Here is a 20,647-nt window from a genome sequence, read left to right as displayed (position 1 = left end):
AGTCTTTGCACAGGTATACCAACAATCTGATTATGTAACCTGAGGTTTGGATAAGGAATGTTCCAACTCATTGTTGCTAAAGCACAACTTAGTTTTCTCCTTGTCTAGCCAGAGAGTTTTAGGGAAAACAAGGCGAATTTACGCACCAATAGCTGGCTATTGGAAGTGAATTCAACGCAGTTAGCGCTAAAACTTTCTGCTAGAAAGGCATTAATTATCCGCAGCTCAGGTTATGTACTATAACTTTGCCTAGTTCTCTATTGACCAGATAAACTCAGTTTTGTTTCATCATTTTGAGTCAAACAGCATTAAAGCATAAAAAAAGGGGCTATTCAGCCCCTTTACACTTCTATTCTATGCAAAGCATTGCAAAGATTACTCAGCGCCTTCTTCTTTAGGCTGCTCAGCTTTTTTCTCTTGTGCTTCTTTGATACTTAAGCGAACACGGCCTTGGCGGTCAACTTCAAGTACTTTAACTTTAACTTCTTGACCAACAGTTAAGTGATCTGAAACGTTATTTACGCGCTCTTCACTGATTTGTGAGATGTGCACTAGGCCATCTTTACCAGGAAGTACGTTTACAAACGCGCCGAAGTCTACGATACGGATAACTTTACCAGTGTAAAGCGTACCAACTTCAAGCTCTGCTGTAAGCGCTTCGATACGTGAAATAGCAGCTTGTGCACTATTACCATTCGTTGCAGCGATCTTGATAGTACCGTCGTCTTCGATTTCAATCGTTGTATCTGTTTCTTCAGTAAGCTGGCGAATTGTTGCACCACCTTTACCAATAACTTCAGCAATCTTCTTCGCAGGGATCTTCATAGTGTAGATACGTGGAGCAAACTCAGATAGCTCTTCAGAAGGTGCAGAAATCGCTTGGTCCATCACACCTAGGATGTGTAGACGCGCAGCTTTCGCTTGGCGAAGCGCGATCTGCATGATTTCTTTGGTGATACCTTCAATCTTGATATCCATCTGTAGTGCAGTTACACCGTTTGCTGTACCCGCTACTTTAAAGTCCATATCACCTAAGTGATCTTCATCACCAAGAATGTCAGAAAGTACAACGAAATCTTCGCCTTCTTTCACTAGACCCATCGCGATACCAGCAACTGACGCTTTAACTGGAACACCAGCGTTCATTAGCGCAAGTGAAGTACCACATACTGATGCCATTGAAGATGAACCGTTTGATTCAGTGATTTCAGATACTACACGTACTGAATATGGGAATTCAGCCAGTGTTGGCATTACTGCCGCAATACCACGCTTAGCTAAGTTACCGTGGCCGATTTCACGACGCTTAGGAGACCCTACAAAACCCGTTTCACCTACACAGAATGGAGGGAAGTTATAGTGAAGCATAAAGTGATGCTTGTGAGTACCAGTTAGGTCATCTAGCATCTGCGCGTCACGCTCAGTACCAAGGGTTGCTGTTACAAGTGCCTGAGTTTCACCACGAGTAAAGATTGCAGAACCGTGAGTACGTGGCAGTACACCCGTCATCACGTCTAGCGCACGAACCATATCTGGTTCACGACCGTCGATACGTTTTTCGCCAGCAATGATACGGCTACGTACAATTTTCTTCTCAAGTGAGCTGAATGTTTTACCTACCACTTGCTCGTCTAGTGACTCGCCTTCAGCAACTTCAGCGCCTAGCTTTTCAATGACTTCCGCTTTTGCTTCAGAAAGTGCTTCTTTACGTGCAACTTTGTCAGTAATACGGTAAGCATCACCTACTTTTTGCTCTGCAATTGCAGCGACTTTTTCAGCTAGTGTTAAATCTTTTTCAGGTGCAGTCCAATCCCATGCCGCTTTACCAGCTTCAGCGCGGAATTCTTCGATTGCTTTGATGATAGCTTGTGATTGCTCGTGACCATATACAACAGCGCCAAGCATTTCTTCTTCAGTTAACACTTCAGCTTCTGATTCAACCATTAGTACTGCGTTTTCAGTACCAGCAACAACTAGGTCAAGCTTACTTGTCTCTAGCTCTTTTAACGTAGGGTTAAGTACGTATTGACCATCGATGAAACCAACGCGCGCGGCACCTAGCGGGCCATTGAATGGAATGCCAGAGATAGCTAGTGCTGCTGAAGTACCAATCAAAGCAACGATATCTGGTTGGATCTCAGGGTTTACAGAAACCACTGTCGCGATAACCTGAACTTCGTTTACAAAGCCGTCTGGGAATAGAGGACGAATTGGACGGTCGATTAGACGAGCGGTTAGTGTTTCACCGTCTGAAGGACGACCTTCACGCTTCAAGAAACCACCAGGGATACGACCCGCAGCGTACATTTTTTCTTGGTAGTTAACCGTTAGTGGGAAAAAGTCTTGGCCAGGAGCCGCTTCTCTTCTTCCTACAACAGTAACAAGTACCGAAGTATCGCCAATGCTTGCAAGTACTGCACCGTCAGCTTGACGTGCGATAGCACCTGTCTCTAGAGTCACCGTGTGTTGACCTAGTTGAAATTCTTTAATAATTGCTTGCACAATATTTTCCTTACTAAATTGTTTTCAACGTCAACGGGGACCAATCACAGTCTTAAATAAACTCACCATAATTTACTTAAGCACTACAATTGGAAATCCGATTGACGCTTGTTTAAAAGTATTTTTAAACGGCTGTAAGTATACTGATAGAACAGCCACAAAAAAAGGGGCTAATTAGCCCCTTTTTTACTGTTGGATAAATTTCCAACAAGAAATCAAAAATATTAGCGACGTAGGCCAAGCTCTTTGATTAGTGCAGCATAACGGTCAACGCTCTTGCCTTTTAGGTAGTCAAGAAGGTTACGACGTTGGCTAACTTTACGTAGAAGACCACGACGTGAGTGGAAATCTTGCTTGTGGTTAGCGAAGTGACCTTGTAGCTTGTTGATGTCAGCAGTTAGAAGTGCAACTTGTACTTCTGGTGAACCTGTATCACCTTCTGCGCGTGCGAACTTTGCTACGATTTCTGCTTTTTCTTGATTGCTTAGTGACATAATAACTCCAAAATAAGTTTAGTAATGCTTCAGCCGATCACTAATTCAGCCAAAGCGGAAGCTGGCGGATTATACCAGCATAAACTCCCCTTGCATAGGAAGATTTTATTGTGATTCCGGCTGAGCGGAAGATAGCGCGCGTTTTGCTTTCAATAATCCTTGTGGATTACGCTCGCCAATCCCAACAAACTTACCATCGGCAACCACTTTAACAATACCGTCTGGTAAATTTTCGACAGCAACGGTTTGCCCATGACCAAAAGCAACGCCTTGCTCAGCACTAATATCAACAACGCTCAAATCGACCAAAGCGGTATCCATCGGCAACAATAATTCGTCGAGATAAGTCGAAGGCGCAACTTCTTCCGCTTTTGCTTTCTCAAGTAACGCTTCTAACTCGACTAAGGTAATCATTTTGTCGCTAGGGTAATGACCAACTTCACTACGGTGTAACATAATGACATGCGCACCACAGCCAAGCTTTTCCCCCAAATCATCGACTATCGTACGAATATAAGTGCCCTTAGACACATGCACCGTCATTTGAATTTGTTGAGTTTGCTCGTCATATTCATCTAACGTAATACGATAAACATTAATCTTGCGACATTTTCGCGGTACTTCGATGCCTTCGCGGGCATATTTGTATAGCGGTTGGCCCTGATATTTGAGCGCCGAATACATCGAAGGGTACTGATCAGATTCCCCCAAGAAGCTGGCAATTTCTTGCTCTAGCTGCTCAAGTGTTACATTTACTGGTCGCGTTTCAACAATTTCACCATCAGAATCTGATGTCGTCGTGCGCTCACCCAGCTGCGCTCTCACCACGTAGGTTTTGTCAGTATCAAGCAAAAACTGGGTAAACTTAGTTGCTTCTCCAAAGCAAATTGGCAACATACCTGTTGCCAGCGGATCCAAAGCACCGGTGTGGCCCGCTTTTTGAGCGAAATAAATGCCCTTTGCTTGCTGTAGTGCTTTGTTAGAAGAAATACCTTGCGGTTTATTTAATAACAGAATGCCGTCGATCGCACGGCCTTTGGTGCGACGCGCCATTACTCTTCCTCTTGGTCTTTATCTCCAGACTCAGGACCACGCTTTGCGTTGTCTTCTCTGATCACAGAGTCAACCAAGTTAGAAATACGCATACCTTCCATTAGGGAGTTATCAATAACAAATTTAAGCTCAGGCATGATACGCGCACGGATACGCTTGCCAAGAAGCGAGCGGATATAACCGGTTGCTTCATTCAGAATAGCCGCACTTTGCTTAGTTTTGTCTTCATCACTCGTATTCAACACAGTAATGAATACTTTTGCATAAGAAAGATCGCGTGATACCTCAACAGCTGACACTGTTACCATACCCAATCTTGGATCTTTAATTTCGCGCTGTAGGATCACCGCAATTTCTTTTTGAATTTGCTGTGCTACGCGATCTGTACGAGAAAATTCTCTCATTTTCACCACTTAAAATTTCAAAATCTATGAGATCACAAATGGGGGCTAGTGCCCCCATCTCAAGTATTTTAATAACTTACAATTAAAGCGTACGCTCTACCTGTACAGTTTCAAATACTTCGATTTGGTCACCGACTTTAACGTCGTTGTAGTTCTTAACGCCGATACCACATTCCATACCGCTACGAACTTCAGCAACGTCATCTTTAAAGCGACGTAGTGACTCAAGCTCACCTTCGTAAATAACAACATTATCACGAAGTACACGGATTGGCGCACTACGTTTAACCACACCTTCAGTTACCATACAACCTGCAACAGCACCGATCTTAGGCGACTTGAACACGTCACGAACTTCAGCAAGACCAATGATCTCTTGCTTAAATTCTGGTGCAAGCATACCTGTCATTGCTTGTTTTACTTCTTCGATTAGGTTGTAGATAACGCTGTAGTAACGTAAGTCTAGGTTCTCAGTATCAATAACTTTACGTGCCGAAGCGTCCGCACGTACGTTAAAGCCAACCATAATAGCGTTAGAAGCCGCTGCAAGTGTTGCATCCGTTTCAGTAATACCACCAACACCAGAGCCTACGATCTTCACTTTAACTTCATCTGTAGACAGTTTAGTCAATGAATCAGCGATTGCTTCGATAGAACCTTGAACGTCTGCTTTCAGTACGATGTTCACTTCAGATACGTCGCCTTCAGTCATGTTAGAGAACATGTTCTCAAGCTTCGCTTTCTGCTGACGAGCAAGCTTCACTTCGCGGAACTTACCTTGACGGTATAGTGCCACTTCACGTGCTTTACGCTCATCACGAACTACTGTCGCTTCGTCACCAGCAGCTGGTACGCCAGAAAGACCTAAGATCTCTACTGGAATTGAAGGACCCGCTGATTTAATGTCTTTACCGTTTTCGTCTTTCATCGCGCGAACACGACCATATTCAAGACCGCAAAGTACGATATCACCTTGGTTTAGGGTACCTGATTGAACAAGTACAGAAGCGATTGGACCACGACCTTTATCAAGGCGAGATTCGATTACCACACCAGACGCCATGCCTTCTTTAGAAGCTTGTAATTCTAATAGCTCAGATTGCATTAAGATAGCTTCTAGTAGCTCATCAATACCAAGACCAGTCTTCGCTGAGATATGAACAAACTGCGTTTCACCACCCCAGTCTTCTGGGATTACATCTAGTTGAGCAAGCTCATTCTTAACGCGGTCAGGGTCAATACCCTCTTTATCCATTTTGTTCACAGCAACGATAAGTGGTACTTCGGCCGCTTTCGCGTGTTGTACCGCTTCTTTCGTCTGAGGCATTACACCATCGTCCGCTGCAACAACAAGTACAACGATGTCGGTTGCTTTCGCACCACGAGCACGCATCGACGTAAACGCCGCGTGTCCAGGAGTATCTAGGAAAGTGACCATGCCACTGTCCGTCTCAACATGGTAAGCACCGATATGCTGAGTAATACCACCGGCCTCGCCGTCAGCAACTTTTGCTTTACGAATGTAGTCAAGCGTTGACGTTTTACCGTGGTCAACGTGACCCATTACCGTTACTACCGGCGCTCGTGGCTCAAGAGAACCTTCTTCACTGCGGTCACTTAGTACTTTTTCTTCCAGCTCGTTTTCTTTCACTAGAATAACTTTGTGACCCATTTCTTCTGCCACTAGCTGCGCAGTTTCTTGATCGATAACTTGGTTAATGGTAACCATGTCACCCATCTTCATCATTGTCTTAACAACTTCAGCGCCTTTAACTGCCATACGAGAAGCAAGTTCTGCAACAGTGATAGTTTCACTGATACGTACTTCTTGTTTCACTTCTGCCGCTGGCTTTTGGAAACCATGCTGTAATGAAGTTGGCGCTTTTAAGCGACCTTTTTTGCCTTTCAGCCTCTTCGCATTCGCTTCTGCTGCTTCTTCTTTCGCACTTGGCTTTTTCTTCTTCTTACGACGTGCGCTTTTCTCTTCACGTGCGTCAGACTCATCTTCCGCTTCACGAGCGTAAGTAGAAGTTGTTAGGTGGTGATCAGCACTTTCTTCTCGACGAAGACGCTCTTCTTCTTCCGCCTTCCAACGTGCTTCGTTTTCTTCCGCTAGACGGCGAGCTTCTTCCGCTTGACGTTTCGCTTCTTCTTCTGCCTTTTTCAGGGCTGCTGCTTCTGCTTCTTGACGCAGACGCTCAGCTTCTTGACGTTCTTTAATTTGTTGCGCGCTATCCACTTCTTTACTCTGCTTATCTTTGGCTTGACGTTCAGCATCCGCTTGTCGCTTCGCCTCTTCTTTAGCTTTGCGCTCGGCTTCCTCATCGGCCTTGCGTTCCGCTTCTTCGCGCGCATTGCGCTCAGCTTCTACTTTGGCCTGTTGCTCTGCTTGTTGCTGAGCCATTAACTCTGCTTCTTTGCGCGCAGCTTCCTCTGCAGCTAAGCGTTCTTCCTCTCTCTGCTGCTCGATTGCGCTCTTTTTAACGTAAGTGCGCTTCTTACGGACTTCTACAGATACAGACTTTGCTTTACCAGATGAGTTAACACTTAACGTGCTTTTACTCTTACGCTGTAGAGTCATACGCTCAGGGCCGGTTGAACCAGTGCCACCGTGTTGCTTGCTTAGGTGATCAAGCAACGTCGCCTTTTCGGATTCAGTAACTTGGTCGCCCTCGGCTTTGGTGATCCCTGCATCTTTTAACTGTTGTAGTAATTTATCAACAGTTGTACCAATACTCTCGGCTAGTTTGTTAATGCTCACTTCTGCCATATGTGATGTTACCTCCGTTAATAAATTACTCTTCGCTGAACCAGCAAATGTTACGTGCGGCCATGATTAACTCACCAGCTTGCTCTTCTGATAACTCAGAAATTTCAACTAAGTCATCAATACCTTGCTCTGCAAGGTCTTCAAGTGTAACGATACCTTTGCTAGCAAAAACAAAAGCGGTATGACGCTCAAGTCCTTCAAGTGCTAGTAGGTCTTCTGCAGGTTCTGCATTTTCAAGACTTTCTTCATCGCGAAGTGCTTTCGTAGTCAGTGCATCTTTCGCACGGTTACGTAGCTCTTCAACGGTTTCTTCGTCTAGACCGTCGATTTCTAAAAATTCAGCTACTGGTACATAAGCCACCTCTTCAAGTGAAGAGAAACCTTCGTTAATCAGTAGTGTTGCAAAATCATCGTCGATGTCTAGATTTTCAGTGAATAGATTAACCAATTTATCTGATTCTTCCGAGCTCTTACGCTCCATCTCTTCCACTGTCATTACATTTAGTTCCCAACCAGTAAGTTGGCTAGCTAAACGTACGTTTTGACCATTACGACCAATCGCTTGCGCTAGGTTGTCAGCTTCAACTGCAATTTCCATCGTGCGCGTATCTTCATCCATTACGATTGAAGCTACTTCAGCCGGTGCCATTGCGTTGATTACGAACTGTGCTGGATTATCATCGTAAAGTACAATGTCAACACGCTCACCGCCAAGTTCTGAAGACACAGCTTGTACACGTGCGCCACGCATACCAACACATGCACCTACAGGGTCGATACGCTTGTCGTTTGATTTTACAGCGATTTTAGCACGAGAACCAGGGTCGCGTGCAGCACCTCTAAGTTCAATCATTTCTTCGCCGATTTCCGGAACTTCAATACGGAATAGTTCCATCAACATTTCAGGCTTAGAACGCGTAACAAATAGCTGAGCACCACGCGCTTCAGGCTTCACTTCGTAAAGTAGACCACGCACACGGTCGCCCGGACGGAAGCTTTCACGTGGTAGCATGTCTTCACGGTAAATTACCGCTTCAGCATTGTTACCAAGGTCGATAACGATAGCGTCACGCGTTGCTTTTTTAACAACACCTGTCACTAGCTCGCCTTTTTGATCTTTATATGCATCAACAACTAATGCGCGCTCAGCTTCACGTACTTTTTGTACGATTACCTGTTTCGCCATCTGTGTGGTGATACGGTCAAATTTAATTGATTCGATCTGCTCTTCAACGTAATCACCTAATTGAACGTCAGGCTCATCAACTTGCGCCGCTTCAATCGTGATTTCCGCATATGGATTTTCTAGTGAACCGTCTTCTTGTGGTTCAACCGCTTTCCAACGACGAAAAGTATCGTACTCGCCCGTTTTACGGTCGATAGTAACGCGTACTTCGATCTCACCGCCGTGCTTCTTTTTTGTTGCTGTCGCTAGTGCGAACTCTAATGCTTCAAAAATCTTTTCTCTTGGGACCGCTTTTTCATTGGAAACAGCTTCTGCCACCAACAATATTTCTTTTGCCATAGGTAATGCCTCGCTTGCCCTTGTCCTTCGCACTCAAAGTTAGAATTTTGCGATGATATTGGCACGCTCAATGTTGCTTAACATCAGGATAAATTCCTGAGCGTCAACTTTTAACGTGATCATATCGCCATTAACTGCTACTAAGTCGCCTTTAAAATTACGGCGACCTTCTTGCGGAAGTTTAGTACGCAAACGTACTTCCTCTCCCACTGCTGCTTCATAGTGAGCTTGTTTGAATAATGGTCTGTCAACACCAGGAGAAGATACTTCCAAACTATATTCGTTCGTAATCGGGTCTTCGACATCTAAAATTGCACTAACTTGACGACTCACTTCCGCACAGTCATCTACATTAATGCCGTTTTCATGATCGATATATACACGAAGTGTAGAATGACGACCAGCTTGCACAAACTCAAGACCGAGTAATTCAAAGCCACACGCAGCAACTGCAGGCTCCAACATTTCAGTCAAATCTTGCTCGAGTTTTGACACAGAACTCCTCCATACAAACAAAAAAAGGGCCTAAAGCCCCAAATCATAGCTGCTTGATCTTGGGCTCAGAATACACCTTGCGCCAGATACAACAACGCCCCGAACCAAGCGGGGCGTCACACGAATAACAAACTGTGTGGCCAAAGGCCGTGCTTGGTTTGCGAGCTATCTCAGCCAAATTAATCATCAACTTAAACAAAAAAGCCGATGCTTAAACGCAAAACGCGCATTACAAGGAATGCGCGAAATCAAAGAACTCAATCTTTAACTTGGTTGCGGGAGCCGGATTTGAACCGACGACCTTCGGGTTATGAGCCCGACGAGCTACCAGGCTGCTCCATCCCGCGCCAACACATAAAATTGTTTTACTTCTACTTTTCAAAGAAGTGGAAGTCGGATTTGAACCGACGACCTTCGGCACTTCACAAAATCAAGCGCCCGACCATCTATCAAGCAACTTCATTCTACACCGAAACATAAAATTGTTTTACTTCTACTTTTCAAAGAAGTGGCAATCGGATTTGAACCGACGACCTTCGGCACTTTACCAAATCAAGCGCCCGACCATCTATCGAGCAACTCAATTCTACACCGAAACATAAAATTGTTTTACTTCTACTTTTCAAAGAAGTGGTAATCGGATTTGAACCGACGACCTTCGGCACTTTACCAAATCAAGCGCCCGACCATCTATCGAGCAACTCCATTCTACACCGAAACATAAAATTGTTTTACTTCTACTTTTCAAAGAAATGGCATCTAAAAAATGCCATTTTAATGGGCGATGTATTGCCCATACTTAAAGCCAATTATACTGAAAAACGAAAGTTTCAGTCCGATTGACTAAATATGCTGCGTATTATAAAGACAGTATGCCTAGATAGCAACCTTGATTTAGAACTATCTTCTGACGTTTCAGCTCGTTGCTGAGATGTAATCAGGTATTTTACTTTTCACATACAACACCGTGATGCCCAACTCATCGGTCCAGTTTCGTCTCCTTTCATTTTTTGTAACAAAAAAGAAATATTTAATCCATAATTGGGGACAAGAAAATCACGAAAGAAAGGAAAACCAAATGAGAACGGTTATAAAACCAAGTAAATTGACAGCGCTGTCTATATTTAGCTTTGAAGCATTTGCAGCGCAATGCGAATCGGCAGGACCACAAACACCGAGAGATATTGATAGTTTGCAGGGTCACAACAAACGGGTTTTTGCTATGGCTCCACCAAAAGAAAAACTCAACCTATGTAACATCCATTTTCATAAAAATGCAGAACATAAAGCCAAAGACTTCTCTGTCGTTTCCAATGACCCAAAGTACGGCGGATTCCAATGTAATGCAACTGCAAGCCTCACCCCAGCAGAGCTTGATCCTGTAGAAGATAAAGTATGTAACAACGTAAAGCCCGGCGATACGATTGAAGTACACTGGGTTCATAGCTCTTGTGATGTAAAACCGGGCCCGACCCTCGGTGCTTGCTTAAATGACGGCTGCGCCAACCCCGATCTACGCGTCGAAACTCAGGTGTTTTTAGTGGTTAATGATGAAAATGCGCAAGACTTCACTGAGCTTGATTATCAAGGCCAAGTTGGCGGTTACCATCAAGCAGGTGTTTTACCAAGTAATACAGGCACACCAGTTGAGTTTTTAGGTTCGACGACTGGACCTAGCTATAACAACCAACAGTGCTCACCTTTACAGGTAAGTTGGAGTGTACGCCCAAGCTGTGCCAAAGTTGATATAAATAGTCTCGCGCGTTGGTGTAAAGACAATGCTTTTGAAGAGGACCATGCGCATGGCATTCGTAAACTCGTGACAGATCCACAGTTGCTTTCACCAATTAAGCACTAATATTTTTAAATCAATGTGGGCCGTTACTCAATCTCGGCCTACTATAGCTAGGTCCAGCATATTGAAATTCAATTGATTATTGCAACGTAAGAAAAAGCTCACAAAAAAAATATTAAAAAGTCTCGCATTTTAAAAAAACAGCTATACTCAGACTTAGGCTATTTGTTTTTGAGCAAAGGATCCGCTCTTCAATCAGTTTGAAGAGGCGTCTATGAGCATTACTCCCTATCAATATCAACTTTTAACTCAAACGCTTGCGAGTATTCGTCCGAATTTCCATGGCTTTTGCACTTCTTGGTACAACCAAATTCAACATTACGATTTGCGCATGCAAATTCCAACAAATGTGGGACAACTCATAATCTGGGAGCATCAAATATTTGATTTTGTTCAAAATTGTGTGATGCGTATCCCACAGCAGTCAAACTTATTACATTATCTGCAAAAACAACGCGGTACGCTGTTATTTATGGGAACGTCAGAAAAAGATATCAGTGTCTTGTTGTTTACCTTTACAGCAACGCTGAAAAATCATCTTGGCAGGCATTTTACCACAGCAGCAAAAAACGCTTGGAACAAAGCACTGTTACTCATCGAAAATATGCTGCGCTTTGAATTATTCAAAAAAACCAATATTGTTGGTCTACAAGAGTTCAAAAGAGCGCAGCAACAAGCAAACTAACTTGAGCTGCTAAACGAAGAGACAACGGTAGCCACTAAACATTACTCTAAGATCAAAGTCATGCAGAGCTTACAAAACCAAACTCTGCGTGACTTCTGGCTCTCAGCTCTTTAGACTTTCACAAAATCTTTATATAGGAAGTGATAAAATGCTAAGAGCGATTGCCTTTGCGTCTACTATGGTCGTTTCACTTACCGCATGCGATATGCTGGAAGACTCTAAAGCCCAAATCGAGGCACAATATTTATCTGAACATCAAGAACTACAACAAGTGGTTGAGCAGATCCGTGATAAAGGAATTGAGTCAGTGCAAGCATCAGCAGAGGCTGGCAGTGTTGCAGCTTGCGTTGCAAATAATCTAGATGCCGATCCGATGGGCGCGCTTATTGCGGTTGAAGGCGCATTGCAAGACAGTGCAAATTTAAGCGACCTACTCAACTCTATTTCTCGCCTAAGCCAACAGGAAGTTTCCATCGAACAATTTCCTGATTTGCTTCAGCAAGGTGCTGATACAGTTAGATATTTAAGAACTTTGCTCGAGCAGTATGATTTGGCGGAACTAAAACAGCAAGCGAGCCACTTACTTGAGCAAGGCCAAACCAAAACACAAGACGTTGGTGCTCACTTGCGTACACTTATAGAATCTTGCCAAACTAACTGAGCAATTTAGTTGATCGTTACGTATAGAGTCTTATTCGTTCATGACTGTTAAGAATAAACGTGAAAGTAGGACTCTATTTATTTGAAAACGACTGCCGCCTTAGTGATAACCCCGCACTTACAAAGCTGGCGTCTCTAGTTGATACACTTATCTGCATTTATCTACCCACTGTAAACCTTTGGACGGCTCGCAAAGCGCAGTGCTCAACTTCTTTTGCTGTCGAATGTTATCGCAATCAGACGCTCAACGCCTTGCATCAGTCACTAACGTCACAACAACAGAAGCTGTATATGCTAAGTAACACAGCTCAGCTCAAAGCACTGACTGAGATTATTCATACACAGCAGGTAACTCATATTGGCCGCGCAGCTCATCCAGGATTCGATGAACAAAAGCTTTGGTTAAAATTACAAGATAACTTTCCTTACATTCAATACGTTAGCGCTTATTCTAGTACGCTGTTTGAACCAGATACACTATCACTCAAAATCAGTGAGCTGCCACCGAGCTTTACGCCATTTCGCAAAGCTGTAGAGGAAATTGAACCTAAATCACCTATTGCAACCGCTACGCTTCCACCAAGACCGAATCGGGTTTTAGATTTAGCTGAATTTAAAGCAAACTCTTCATACAATATCAAAGTAGCCGCAGGCGAAGCGCAAGCCCAGCAACAGCTACAACAATACTTCCAAACGGATGCGGCTCTCACATACAAAGAAACTCGAAACGCCTTGTTCGGTGATCATTTTTCCACTCGGTTTAGTCCAATACTAGCCTCTGGCGCTATCAGCTCTAGACAGATCAAGCAAGCACTTACGCAATTTAAGCTACAAAGAGGCGCAAATGAATCAACCTATTGGATTTGGTTTGAACTGTTGTGGCGTGAGTACTTTCATTGGTATGCCCTCAAACATCAACACACGCTATTTTGCTTTTCAGGCGTCAAAGCCAAAACACCAAAAACCAGTTTCTATCCAGAGCGCTTTTTAAAGTGGTGCCAAGGCCGAACGCCCAGCGCGCTAGTCAATGCCATTATGCACGAATTGACTAAAACCGGCTGGATTTCCAACAGAGCGAGACAAATAGCTGCGAGCTACTGTGTTAATGAGCTACAGCTAGATTGGCGCTACGGCGCCGCTTTTTTCGAGCAACATCTTATCGATTACGACGTCGCAGCGAACTGGGGTAATTGGCAGTATATCGCTGGTGTTGGAGCAGATCCTCGTGGCGGTCGCCATTTCAATATCACAAAGCAACAAGCACTATTTGACCCAGATGGTGAATATATAAAATTATGGCAAGGAGAAACTACTCTACAACTCGACAGCCAAGATCATGTTGGTTGGCCTTTGGAGGATAACTAATGACACAACAAAAGCCTCAATATAAAGGCCTCAGATTAATTCTTGGCGACCAACTCAACGCCAAGCATAGTTGGTTTGCTGACGATAAAGCTGAGTACCTTTATCTGATTGCAGAACTCAAACAAGAGGCCGACTACACCAAACATCATATACAAAAAGTATGCGCATTCTTCAAAGCCATGGAAAATTTCGCCATCGCATTGAATAAGGTAGGCTTTCATGTGCTACATCTCACCCTCGATGAGACTCAGGACTATTCTGATCTCCCCGCTTTAATTGCTCATTTATGTGATAAATATCAAGTGTCGAGCTTTGACTATCAACGACCTGATGAATATCGCTTACTGAAGCAAATGATGGAATTAACACTCGACCAGTTACAGGTTCGTTGCTATGACACTGAGCATTTTCTAGTCCCTTACGAAGAGTTGGATGATTATTTAACGCCAGGAAAACACACCACAATGGAGTTTTTTTATCGCAAGCTCAGGCGCCGTTTTAATGTATTAATGGACGACGGTGAACCGCTTGGCAAGCAATGGAATTTCGACAGTAAAAACCGTAATAAGCTCAAGTCAAAAGACATCGACGCTATCCCACAGCCGCTTTGTTTTGCCAACGATGTTAGTGACATTTTAAAGCGGATAAAACGGCATAAAGTGAAGACCATTGGTAACAGCGAAGAATCATTGCTGTGGCCGGCTAACCGTGCGCAAGCTCACGATCTTTTGGCCTTTTTCTGTGAACACCTATTGCCTTTATTCGGTCAATTTCAAGATGCAATGACCTGTAAAAGTGTCGATAAATGGACACTGTATCACTCACGACTCTCTTTTGCGTTGAATACAAAAATGCTTCACCCCAAACACGTTATCGATAGCGCGATAGCGGCTTACCAAGACAACTCACAAATTGATATTGCACAGATTGAGGGATTTGTTAGGCAAATATTGGGCTGGCGAGAGTATATCCGAGCCGTCTATTGGCTCAATATGCCGGACTACCGTCATAAAAATTACTTGCTTGCTCAGCGCAATTTGCCAGGCTATTTTTGGCATGGAAAAACGAAGATGCGCTGTTTAAGTGAAGCTATCAATCAAAGCCTTGATTATGCCTACGCTCACCACATTCAAAGATTAATGGTCACGGGAAACTTTTGTCTGCTAACCGGAATACACCCTGATCAAGTGGATGAATGGTATTTAGGTATATACATCGACGCCATTGAATGGGTCGAAATGCCAAACACCAGAGGCATGACACAATTTGCAGACCACGGCATAGTGGCAACCAAACCCTACTCCGCAAGTGGTAACTACATACAAAAAATGAGTGATTATTGTCAGCACTGCCACTACGACGTCAAGCAAAAATCAAGCAATGATGCATGTCCCCTTAACAGCCTATATTGGCATTTTATGCACCGCCATGAGGATAAGTTTGCCAATAACCACCGTATTGGTATGATCTATCGAAATTGGCAAAAACAAGATGAGAAAACACGGCAAGAGGTGCTTGCAAGGGCTCAGTGGTGTTTAGATAACATCGAGCAACTTTAGGCTACGCTCGCACGCAGCCTTCGGATCAAAAGAGGCGCCAACGCCTTTTTTTTGTTTTTACTTTGTGAACCCAATTCACCTCAATAGTGGTCACAGCTAGCACATCTCGAGACTGCTTTGAGATAAGCTCATAGCTCAAACTTTCATCCGAACTAAAGTCTAGCTCATATTTAAAGGTATCCGCTTTGGCCCAACACTGCAGGATCTTCTTCGATAAACTTTCTCGAATGCAGTAATCCCCTTCGGAAGGCGCATTCACCGTTACTTTGACATCCGCATAGCAAGTTCGCCCTTGGTTCAGGGCTACACACTTGCTCGGCACGGCATGAAGTATTCCCACTGGATTAGTTTCAGCAGCACGGAGTTGTTGGCTCAGTGAAATACTCCAAAACAGCACTGTCCATGTGATTAATTTAGAAAACATATTTCACCCCAGTAAAGAATACTCTGGCGTGACGAGAGCGAACTAAGGGGCTATCTAACGTATCTTGAGAACCAACTAACCACGATGCACCTGCGCTAAACACCCAATCCTCTGCAATTGGGTAATTAAGTTGCATTTGCATAAACGCAGAAGCTGAAGCACCAGGTTTATAGGGGGTTAAATAATCATTGACTTCGGATTCTAAAACACCATAAAAGTAATTATGAAAATTACTAGAATAATAGTTAGCGCCAAAATTAAGCCATAAATCCCAGTTTCTCAGTTCAAAATTACGTGTCGCTTCGAGGTGAAAAACCCAACCGTTTGTTTCCCCAAAGACATCGTAAACAATCTCAGCAACAGCAAGAAATTCACCAACATGACGGTAATAGGAAAAGCCCAATGAATTATCTTGATCGCGTTTACGTATTCCTCTCAGTTCAGGCACGACATCATCAGTGTCATAGTAACCACGTTCAGAAAAAGGCAACATATAACTGCCATAGATAGCATCTATACCCCATTCTCCATTATTGATAATTTGGTAACCTATATCCGAGCCACCAAAAAAATCACCTGAATGGGTATTCAAGTAAAAGCTTTTATACTCTACCTTTGCATCGACTAAAAAAGTGCCATGTTTGAATGTCGAGTCCGTGCCAATTAAAGCAGGCATTGTCATATCAACGTAAAAGGCACCGACACTCAGCTGCCAAGCAAACTCGTCATCAAGTTCGTCACTTTGTTCTTCGCAAATTCCATAAAACGGTAACAATAAACTGATTATTATAAGTAGTTTTTTCATAGTTCCATTCGTTTAGCGCAGGTGTGCCTAAATTCTCCCCGAGATCATACCTGACCCATTTGTGACCAACAAGCATCTTCTTTGAATTTTAACACAATCAAAATTTAACTTTATTTTAATCAAAAATTCACATAAATTATTTTAAATAGCGCACTTCGTTTTTTAAGTAGAAAAATTGCGTTCACACAAATTAAAATTTATAGAGGCAACTCATGAAAAATTATTTACTTCCTATAGCCCTTTTAGTCGCAGCAGGGCAAAGCCACGCGTTTAGTCAAGAGACACATAAGCGCATCGTCATCGACGCCGTAAATTACATGGCACAGAATCCAACTACAACACAGTACGCAAAGTTACAAGCATATGCTCAAGCTAACGGCATGTCAGTTTCTCAACTAGCCAATTTACTGGGCCAAGCTGCGTATGATGTTGATGATTTTGAGGATACATTCTTCTGCGGCGCCATTACGGGTGACTGTGTACAAGCACCGCTTTGGGGTGCAGCTGAAAGCATCGTGAAATACACCAGTTACTGGCACTTCCAAAACCATACTCAAGGTGCTGATACTCACGGCAATGACTTCGGTGGTTATAATTATCAGAAACTTACCGTATCAGGCTCTGTTGATTCAATGGCTGCCACTTGGCTGAAAGGCGATTATTTAGACGATGGTCATGGCGGCGAAACAGGTTGGTTTAGCGCTGATGATACTGAATATGATAGTTATGGGATCACAGAAAAACACTATCGTATCGATAGCCACTCAACGTATAGCATGTACGATGATTTTGAAGAAATGCCTTTTCAGCCAATTGATAACTTAGGCCAGTACTGGTATCAAAGCTATGTACAGAGCGGTAACCCACAGGTACTAGGCTTTGTTTTTCACACTACAGATTTACTTCAACCGCATCATACTTGGACAACATCAGATTTGAATCATGCAGGTTGGGAGTCTTGGGTGAAAGACTACTATGACCAAGAATCATTGAACGATTTTACCTTAGTAAAGCAAGCGATGAATAGTTTCAGCGCTGTTGATAGCAACTCAACAGATATTCGCCCATTACTAACACAAGGCGGTTCTTTCTCTTATTCACAAGGTGGTATCGTGTTAAATTCAGAGGATCATTACGATCGTGTAAATACAGGTAAGCAAGTGATCCCTCACGCAATAGCCATGGTCGTTCATTTGATAAATCATGCGATGGACGTTAGGTAATGCGTCTAGTTCTATTTTTCTTGGTAAGTAGCTTTTGCTTACCAAGTTTTGCCTCACCGAGCATACCTAAATCTCTGACGCATTTAGTTCATCAACTCTATCTTGAGCAAGGCCGAGAGTTATCAAAAAAGCAAACTACTGCGCAATTGCTTGAAAATCAATTCTTGCTATTCCAAGCAAAGCAACTTAATCCAAGTATTTTAGAGCGCCAATCCAGAGTCGGTTTCAGCACCCAATATCATGTCGATAAGTTTCTCGCCAGTTCACTCCTTCACTGGTTTCCTGCACTTACTCAGCTTGAAAAGAAGCATTACCCTTTGGTATTTGATAAGGATCAGATGCTGTCTTTACTAGGACAGTACCCCGCTGACGGGCAATACACTGCTGAGCAATTACTCAAATGGCAACAGCTGCAACTAACAAAATCAGCGCCACTGACACTTGCTCAAGTATTACATAGCCAATCAATGCAAAACCGCTTTAAACTTCACCAAGGAGAGCTCTCGTTATTGCAAGCTATTGTCAATCAACATCTCAATCAACAGGCGCTATTTACCGCCGCAAAACCTTATGTGGCAAAGCAAGGTCTGACAATAGAACAGTTACGACAAGTGGTAACCGCAGAACTATTGAGGCCGAGCATGCTGGCATTTCTTGGTGTTAAGGAAGAGATGCATGGTGCAACGAGCCTCTATGTCGATACCCTAAAAAGTGAAATTCCTGATAGTGCCATCGCGAAGTATTATGAGCGTCATAAGAAGAGGTTTAAATACGTCAAGCAAGTGAGTGCGAGCGCAGCGAAATTTCCCGAACAAAAAACCGCACAGCAATTTAACGAATATGCAAATGCACACTCATGGCAACAAGCCGTCGCTAAATATACCCCTACATTAATATGGCAGACTGAATTAATTCCGCTGACACGCCAAAGCACGCCGAAATGGGAAACACAACTGGCATTTAGTAGTAAACAGGGCAAGATCACGCCTAGTATTCGCACGCCAAATGGCGAGTGGCTAGTATTGTATAGCCAGTCACCGGTATATGATTACTACGATGTGAAAAGTGAGACAGTACGCTACCAAGCGCTGCGAGCACTGACCCAAGAGTTTGCTCAGCACAAATTCGAGCGAGATTATATGGCTTGGAAAGCGGCAAACAACGGAGCGGTGATATGAAGTACTGGCAAGCATTGATTGTCATACTCCTTGGAGCAGTGATCGCTGTATTCACACTGCGTTTTGCCAACATAGGTTGGCAAAACCCCACATATAACGCCCCCTCGCAGGCTGAGCTTGAGCAAGAGGAAAAAGTTGTAGCATTAAGTCCCCCTATCAATACTTATACTGCTATCAAACCAAATGCCGAGACCTCACGCAAAGCCGTCAAGCCAATCACGAAACCTGAATATCTGCCGCCAATAAGCCAAGCCGAAAAGCAAATAGATGATTTTCAGGGCGATTTGTCGGATACCGAAGCTTACCAAGCATATTTGGATCAAAAAGACACCAAGCTAAAACAACAGTATATTGCGGCTGTTGATGGCAAAGTAGAACAAATAGAAACGCTGCTAGCACGTGGGATTAAAGAGGGATTACCACAGCAACAGTTACAAGAAGCAAGAGATAAAATCACAGCACTTAAAGACATGCAAAGTAAACTACGTACTGAATTGAGCGAACGTGATAACAAATAAAGTTAGGCAGTGGCTCCTCTCGCGTCTCCCATACGCTCAGTCATAGAACAAAACGATTAACGTACCTGCAGCTGAACCTTGCCGCTAGCCACATTAGGGTTTTTCATCACCGCATTGAGGACTACATCTTGTTGTCCTCCGTGATAATAGCTAATAATTTCTTCTAGCACTTTTTTGGGAGTACTTGGATTCATGGCAAGTGCTAAGTGCGTAGCAAAGTCTCGTTTTAGACTCAAGTAAGTTAGCGTGTTTGGTGCCGTCGCGGGATTTTGTGCAACAGCAAGATCTATCACATCACCACTTTCAGGCAGATAAGAAACCAACGCTTCAAGTTGCTGAGCTGAAGTGTGGCTGTCTTTGGCTTGTTTTAACACCAAAACATGTTGATTCATGTGTAATAAGATATAAATCGCAATGCTGACAACACCTCCCCAAAGTACTAAGTGTGTATACTTTATGCTCAGAACTAAGCCATCGACATGCATATCATGACGGGCAGCATGCATTTTCAAAAAGAAATAGCTAAAAATGGCACTAAATAGAAAAACCAAGAAGCTATAAATTAGCATCGCGTTTACGCCAATATCCTGCGAGAAGGGCGAAAATTGCACTTGGTGATGAAATTGTGCAGACATGTAAAACAACAAAGTATAAAATCCACCCGCGATGAGTAACGATAACCCACCTGATTTCAACAACAATATCAGCTTATCTTTTAATTCCATTCTTCATCTCAACGCAATATTTTTCTTCTACCATACAAGTAACTCGCTAAAAACACTACTTAGATAAAAACTAAACACAATGATCGAACCGTTAAACAAAGGTGCAATGAGAAAGTGCTGACTCGAATAACGATAGCCCGTCACTTTAAATCCAAGCGCAGTAGCCCCAAGTACAGCAAAGAATGGGGTAAATGTAAAAATCGCTTCTCCCACCACTAATCCAACAATAACGTCATGCAATGCGCCACTCACTATGAAAGTAAACCAATAGCCAAGTTTTTCCCCCACTTTCGCTGCGCATGGACGAAATACGAAGCGCGCCAAGTAATAACTCCAGATAGGATTCCAATACACCCAGAAACCATCGAAAGACCGAGCGCCGAAAGCCCGCCGAAACATGTTTCCTA

The 20,647-nt window shown here is 43.4% G+C and carries 19 protein-coding genes and 1 tRNA gene; 8 read left to right on the top strand and 12 right to left on the bottom strand.

Annotation, left to right across the window (positions count from 1 at the left end):
• Nucleotides 1-375: 375 nt before the first annotated feature.
• From pnp to GSF13_RS10830, 8 genes are all read right to left on the bottom strand, one after another.
• Nucleotides 376-2,502 (bottom strand): polyribonucleotide nucleotidyltransferase, encoded by a 2,127-nt coding sequence (pnp, locus tag GSF13_RS10865; protein ID WP_010370826.1) that lies wholly within the window; start codon nt 2,500-2,502, stop codon nt 376-378.
• Between the two features lie 224 nt (nt 2,503-2,726).
• Nucleotides 2,727-2,996, bottom strand: coding sequence for a 30S ribosomal protein S15 (gene rpsO, locus GSF13_RS10860; RefSeq protein WP_010370825.1), 270 nt, complete (start codon nt 2,994-2,996; stop codon nt 2,727-2,729).
• Between the two features lie 105 nt (nt 2,997-3,101).
• On the bottom strand, nt 3,102-4,049 hold the full coding sequence (gene truB / locus GSF13_RS10855) for a tRNA pseudouridine(55) synthase TruB (RefSeq protein WP_045989551.1): 948 nt from the start codon (nt 4,047-4,049) through the stop codon (nt 3,102-3,104).
• On the bottom strand, nt 4,049-4,453 hold the full coding sequence (gene rbfA, locus GSF13_RS10850; RefSeq protein ID WP_010370823.1) for a 30S ribosome-binding factor RbfA: 405 nt from the start codon (nt 4,451-4,453) through the stop codon (nt 4,049-4,051). Before rbfA ends, truB begins: the two co-directional genes overlap by 1 nt.
• A gap of 82 nt (nt 4,454-4,535) precedes the next feature.
• Entirely contained in the window at nt 4,536-7,223 is a 2,688-nt protein-coding gene (gene infB, locus GSF13_RS10845) for a translation initiation factor IF-2 (RefSeq protein WP_010607871.1), read from the bottom strand.
• Between the two features lie 25 nt (nt 7,224-7,248).
• A complete protein-coding gene (nusA, locus tag GSF13_RS10840; protein ID WP_010607870.1) occupies nt 7,249-8,748 on the bottom strand; it encodes a transcription termination factor NusA in 1,500 nt (499 codons plus the stop codon).
• Nucleotides 8,749-8,787: 39 nt separating this feature from the next.
• A complete protein-coding gene (gene rimP, locus GSF13_RS10835) occupies nt 8,788-9,243 on the bottom strand; it encodes a ribosome maturation factor RimP (RefSeq protein ID WP_138582542.1) in 456 nt (151 codons plus the stop codon).
• Nucleotides 9,244-9,513: 270 nt separating this feature from the next.
• Nucleotides 9,514-9,590 (bottom strand) — tRNA-Met (locus GSF13_RS10830).
• Nucleotides 9,591-10,321: 731 nt separating this feature from the next.
• Between GSF13_RS10830 and GSF13_RS10825 the strand changes: the two genes are divergently transcribed.
• The 5 genes from GSF13_RS10825 (at nt 10,322) to GSF13_RS10805 (ending at nt 15,367) form a co-directional block, all read left to right on the top strand.
• Nucleotides 10,322-11,101, top strand: coding sequence for a delta-class carbonic anhydrase (locus tag GSF13_RS10825; protein ID WP_010607869.1), 780 nt, complete (start codon nt 10,322-10,324; stop codon nt 11,099-11,101).
• Nucleotides 11,102-11,312: 211 nt separating this feature from the next.
• A complete protein-coding gene (locus GSF13_RS10820) occupies nt 11,313-11,783 on the top strand; it encodes a hypothetical protein (protein WP_010607868.1) in 471 nt (156 codons plus the stop codon).
• Nucleotides 11,784-11,931: 148 nt separating this feature from the next.
• Nucleotides 11,932-12,444, top strand: a complete 513-nt coding sequence (locus tag GSF13_RS10815; RefSeq protein ID WP_211868260.1) for a hypothetical protein — start codon at nt 11,932-11,934, stop codon at nt 12,442-12,444.
• 59 nt (nt 12,445-12,503) lie between these two features.
• Complete coding sequence (locus GSF13_RS10810) at nt 12,504-13,808, top strand: DASH family cryptochrome (RefSeq protein WP_211868258.1); 1,305 nt, start codon at nt 12,504-12,506, stop codon at nt 13,806-13,808.
• Complete coding sequence (locus tag GSF13_RS10805) at nt 13,808-15,367, top strand: cryptochrome/photolyase family protein (RefSeq protein ID WP_010607865.1); 1,560 nt, start codon at nt 13,808-13,810, stop codon at nt 15,365-15,367. The genes GSF13_RS10810 and GSF13_RS10805 overlap by 1 nt, the downstream gene beginning before the upstream one ends.
• 25 nt (nt 15,368-15,392) lie before the next feature.
• Here the strand turns inward: GSF13_RS10805 and GSF13_RS10800 are convergent, their stop codons facing one another.
• Together GSF13_RS10800 and GSF13_RS10795 are read right to left on the bottom strand one after the other, a co-directional pair.
• A complete protein-coding gene (locus GSF13_RS10800; RefSeq protein ID WP_010607864.1) occupies nt 15,393-15,791 on the bottom strand; it encodes a DUF3019 domain-containing protein in 399 nt (132 codons plus the stop codon).
• Nucleotides 15,781-16,596, bottom strand: a complete 816-nt coding sequence (locus tag GSF13_RS10795) for a MipA/OmpV family protein (protein WP_174170746.1) — start codon at nt 16,594-16,596, stop codon at nt 15,781-15,783. Before GSF13_RS10795 ends, GSF13_RS10800 begins: the two co-directional genes overlap by 11 nt.
• Before the next feature lie 212 nt (nt 16,597-16,808).
• Between GSF13_RS10795 and GSF13_RS10790 the strand changes: the two genes are divergently transcribed.
• From GSF13_RS10790 to GSF13_RS10780, 3 genes are read left to right on the top strand one after another with little or no spacing between them, the layout of a single operon-like run.
• A complete protein-coding gene (locus GSF13_RS10790; RefSeq protein WP_102056357.1) occupies nt 16,809-17,819 on the top strand; it encodes a phospholipase in 1,011 nt (336 codons plus the stop codon).
• On the top strand, nt 17,819-18,997 hold the full coding sequence (locus tag GSF13_RS10785; RefSeq protein WP_211868256.1) for a peptidylprolyl isomerase: 1,179 nt from the start codon (nt 17,819-17,821) through the stop codon (nt 18,995-18,997). Before GSF13_RS10790 ends, GSF13_RS10785 begins: the two co-directional genes overlap by 1 nt.
• The gene (locus tag GSF13_RS10780) at nt 18,994-19,515 is read left to right on the top strand and encodes a hypothetical protein (protein ID WP_102056355.1); all 522 of its coding nucleotides are present in this window, start codon (nt 18,994-18,996) and stop codon (nt 19,513-19,515) included. The genes GSF13_RS10785 and GSF13_RS10780 overlap by 4 nt, the downstream gene beginning before the upstream one ends.
• A gap of 56 nt (nt 19,516-19,571) precedes the next feature.
• Here the strand turns inward: GSF13_RS10780 and GSF13_RS10775 are convergent, their stop codons facing one another.
• Complete coding sequence (locus tag GSF13_RS10775) at nt 19,572-20,240, bottom strand: hypothetical protein (RefSeq protein ID WP_010607859.1); 669 nt, start codon at nt 20,238-20,240, stop codon at nt 19,572-19,574.
• A 27-nt stretch (nt 20,241-20,267) separates the two neighbouring features.
• Nucleotides 20,268-20,564, bottom strand: coding sequence for a hypothetical protein (locus tag GSF13_RS10770; protein ID WP_010607858.1), 297 nt, complete (start codon nt 20,562-20,564; stop codon nt 20,268-20,270).
• Nucleotides 20,565-20,647: the final 83 nt, after the last annotated feature.

It is taken from the genome of Pseudoalteromonas sp. M8, from assembly GCF_018141365.1.
Classification (GTDB): domain Bacteria; phylum Pseudomonadota; class Gammaproteobacteria; order Enterobacterales; family Alteromonadaceae; genus Pseudoalteromonas.
Note: the sequence above shows the minus strand (reverse complement) of the source record. Positions and strands in the feature narration are given on the sequence as shown.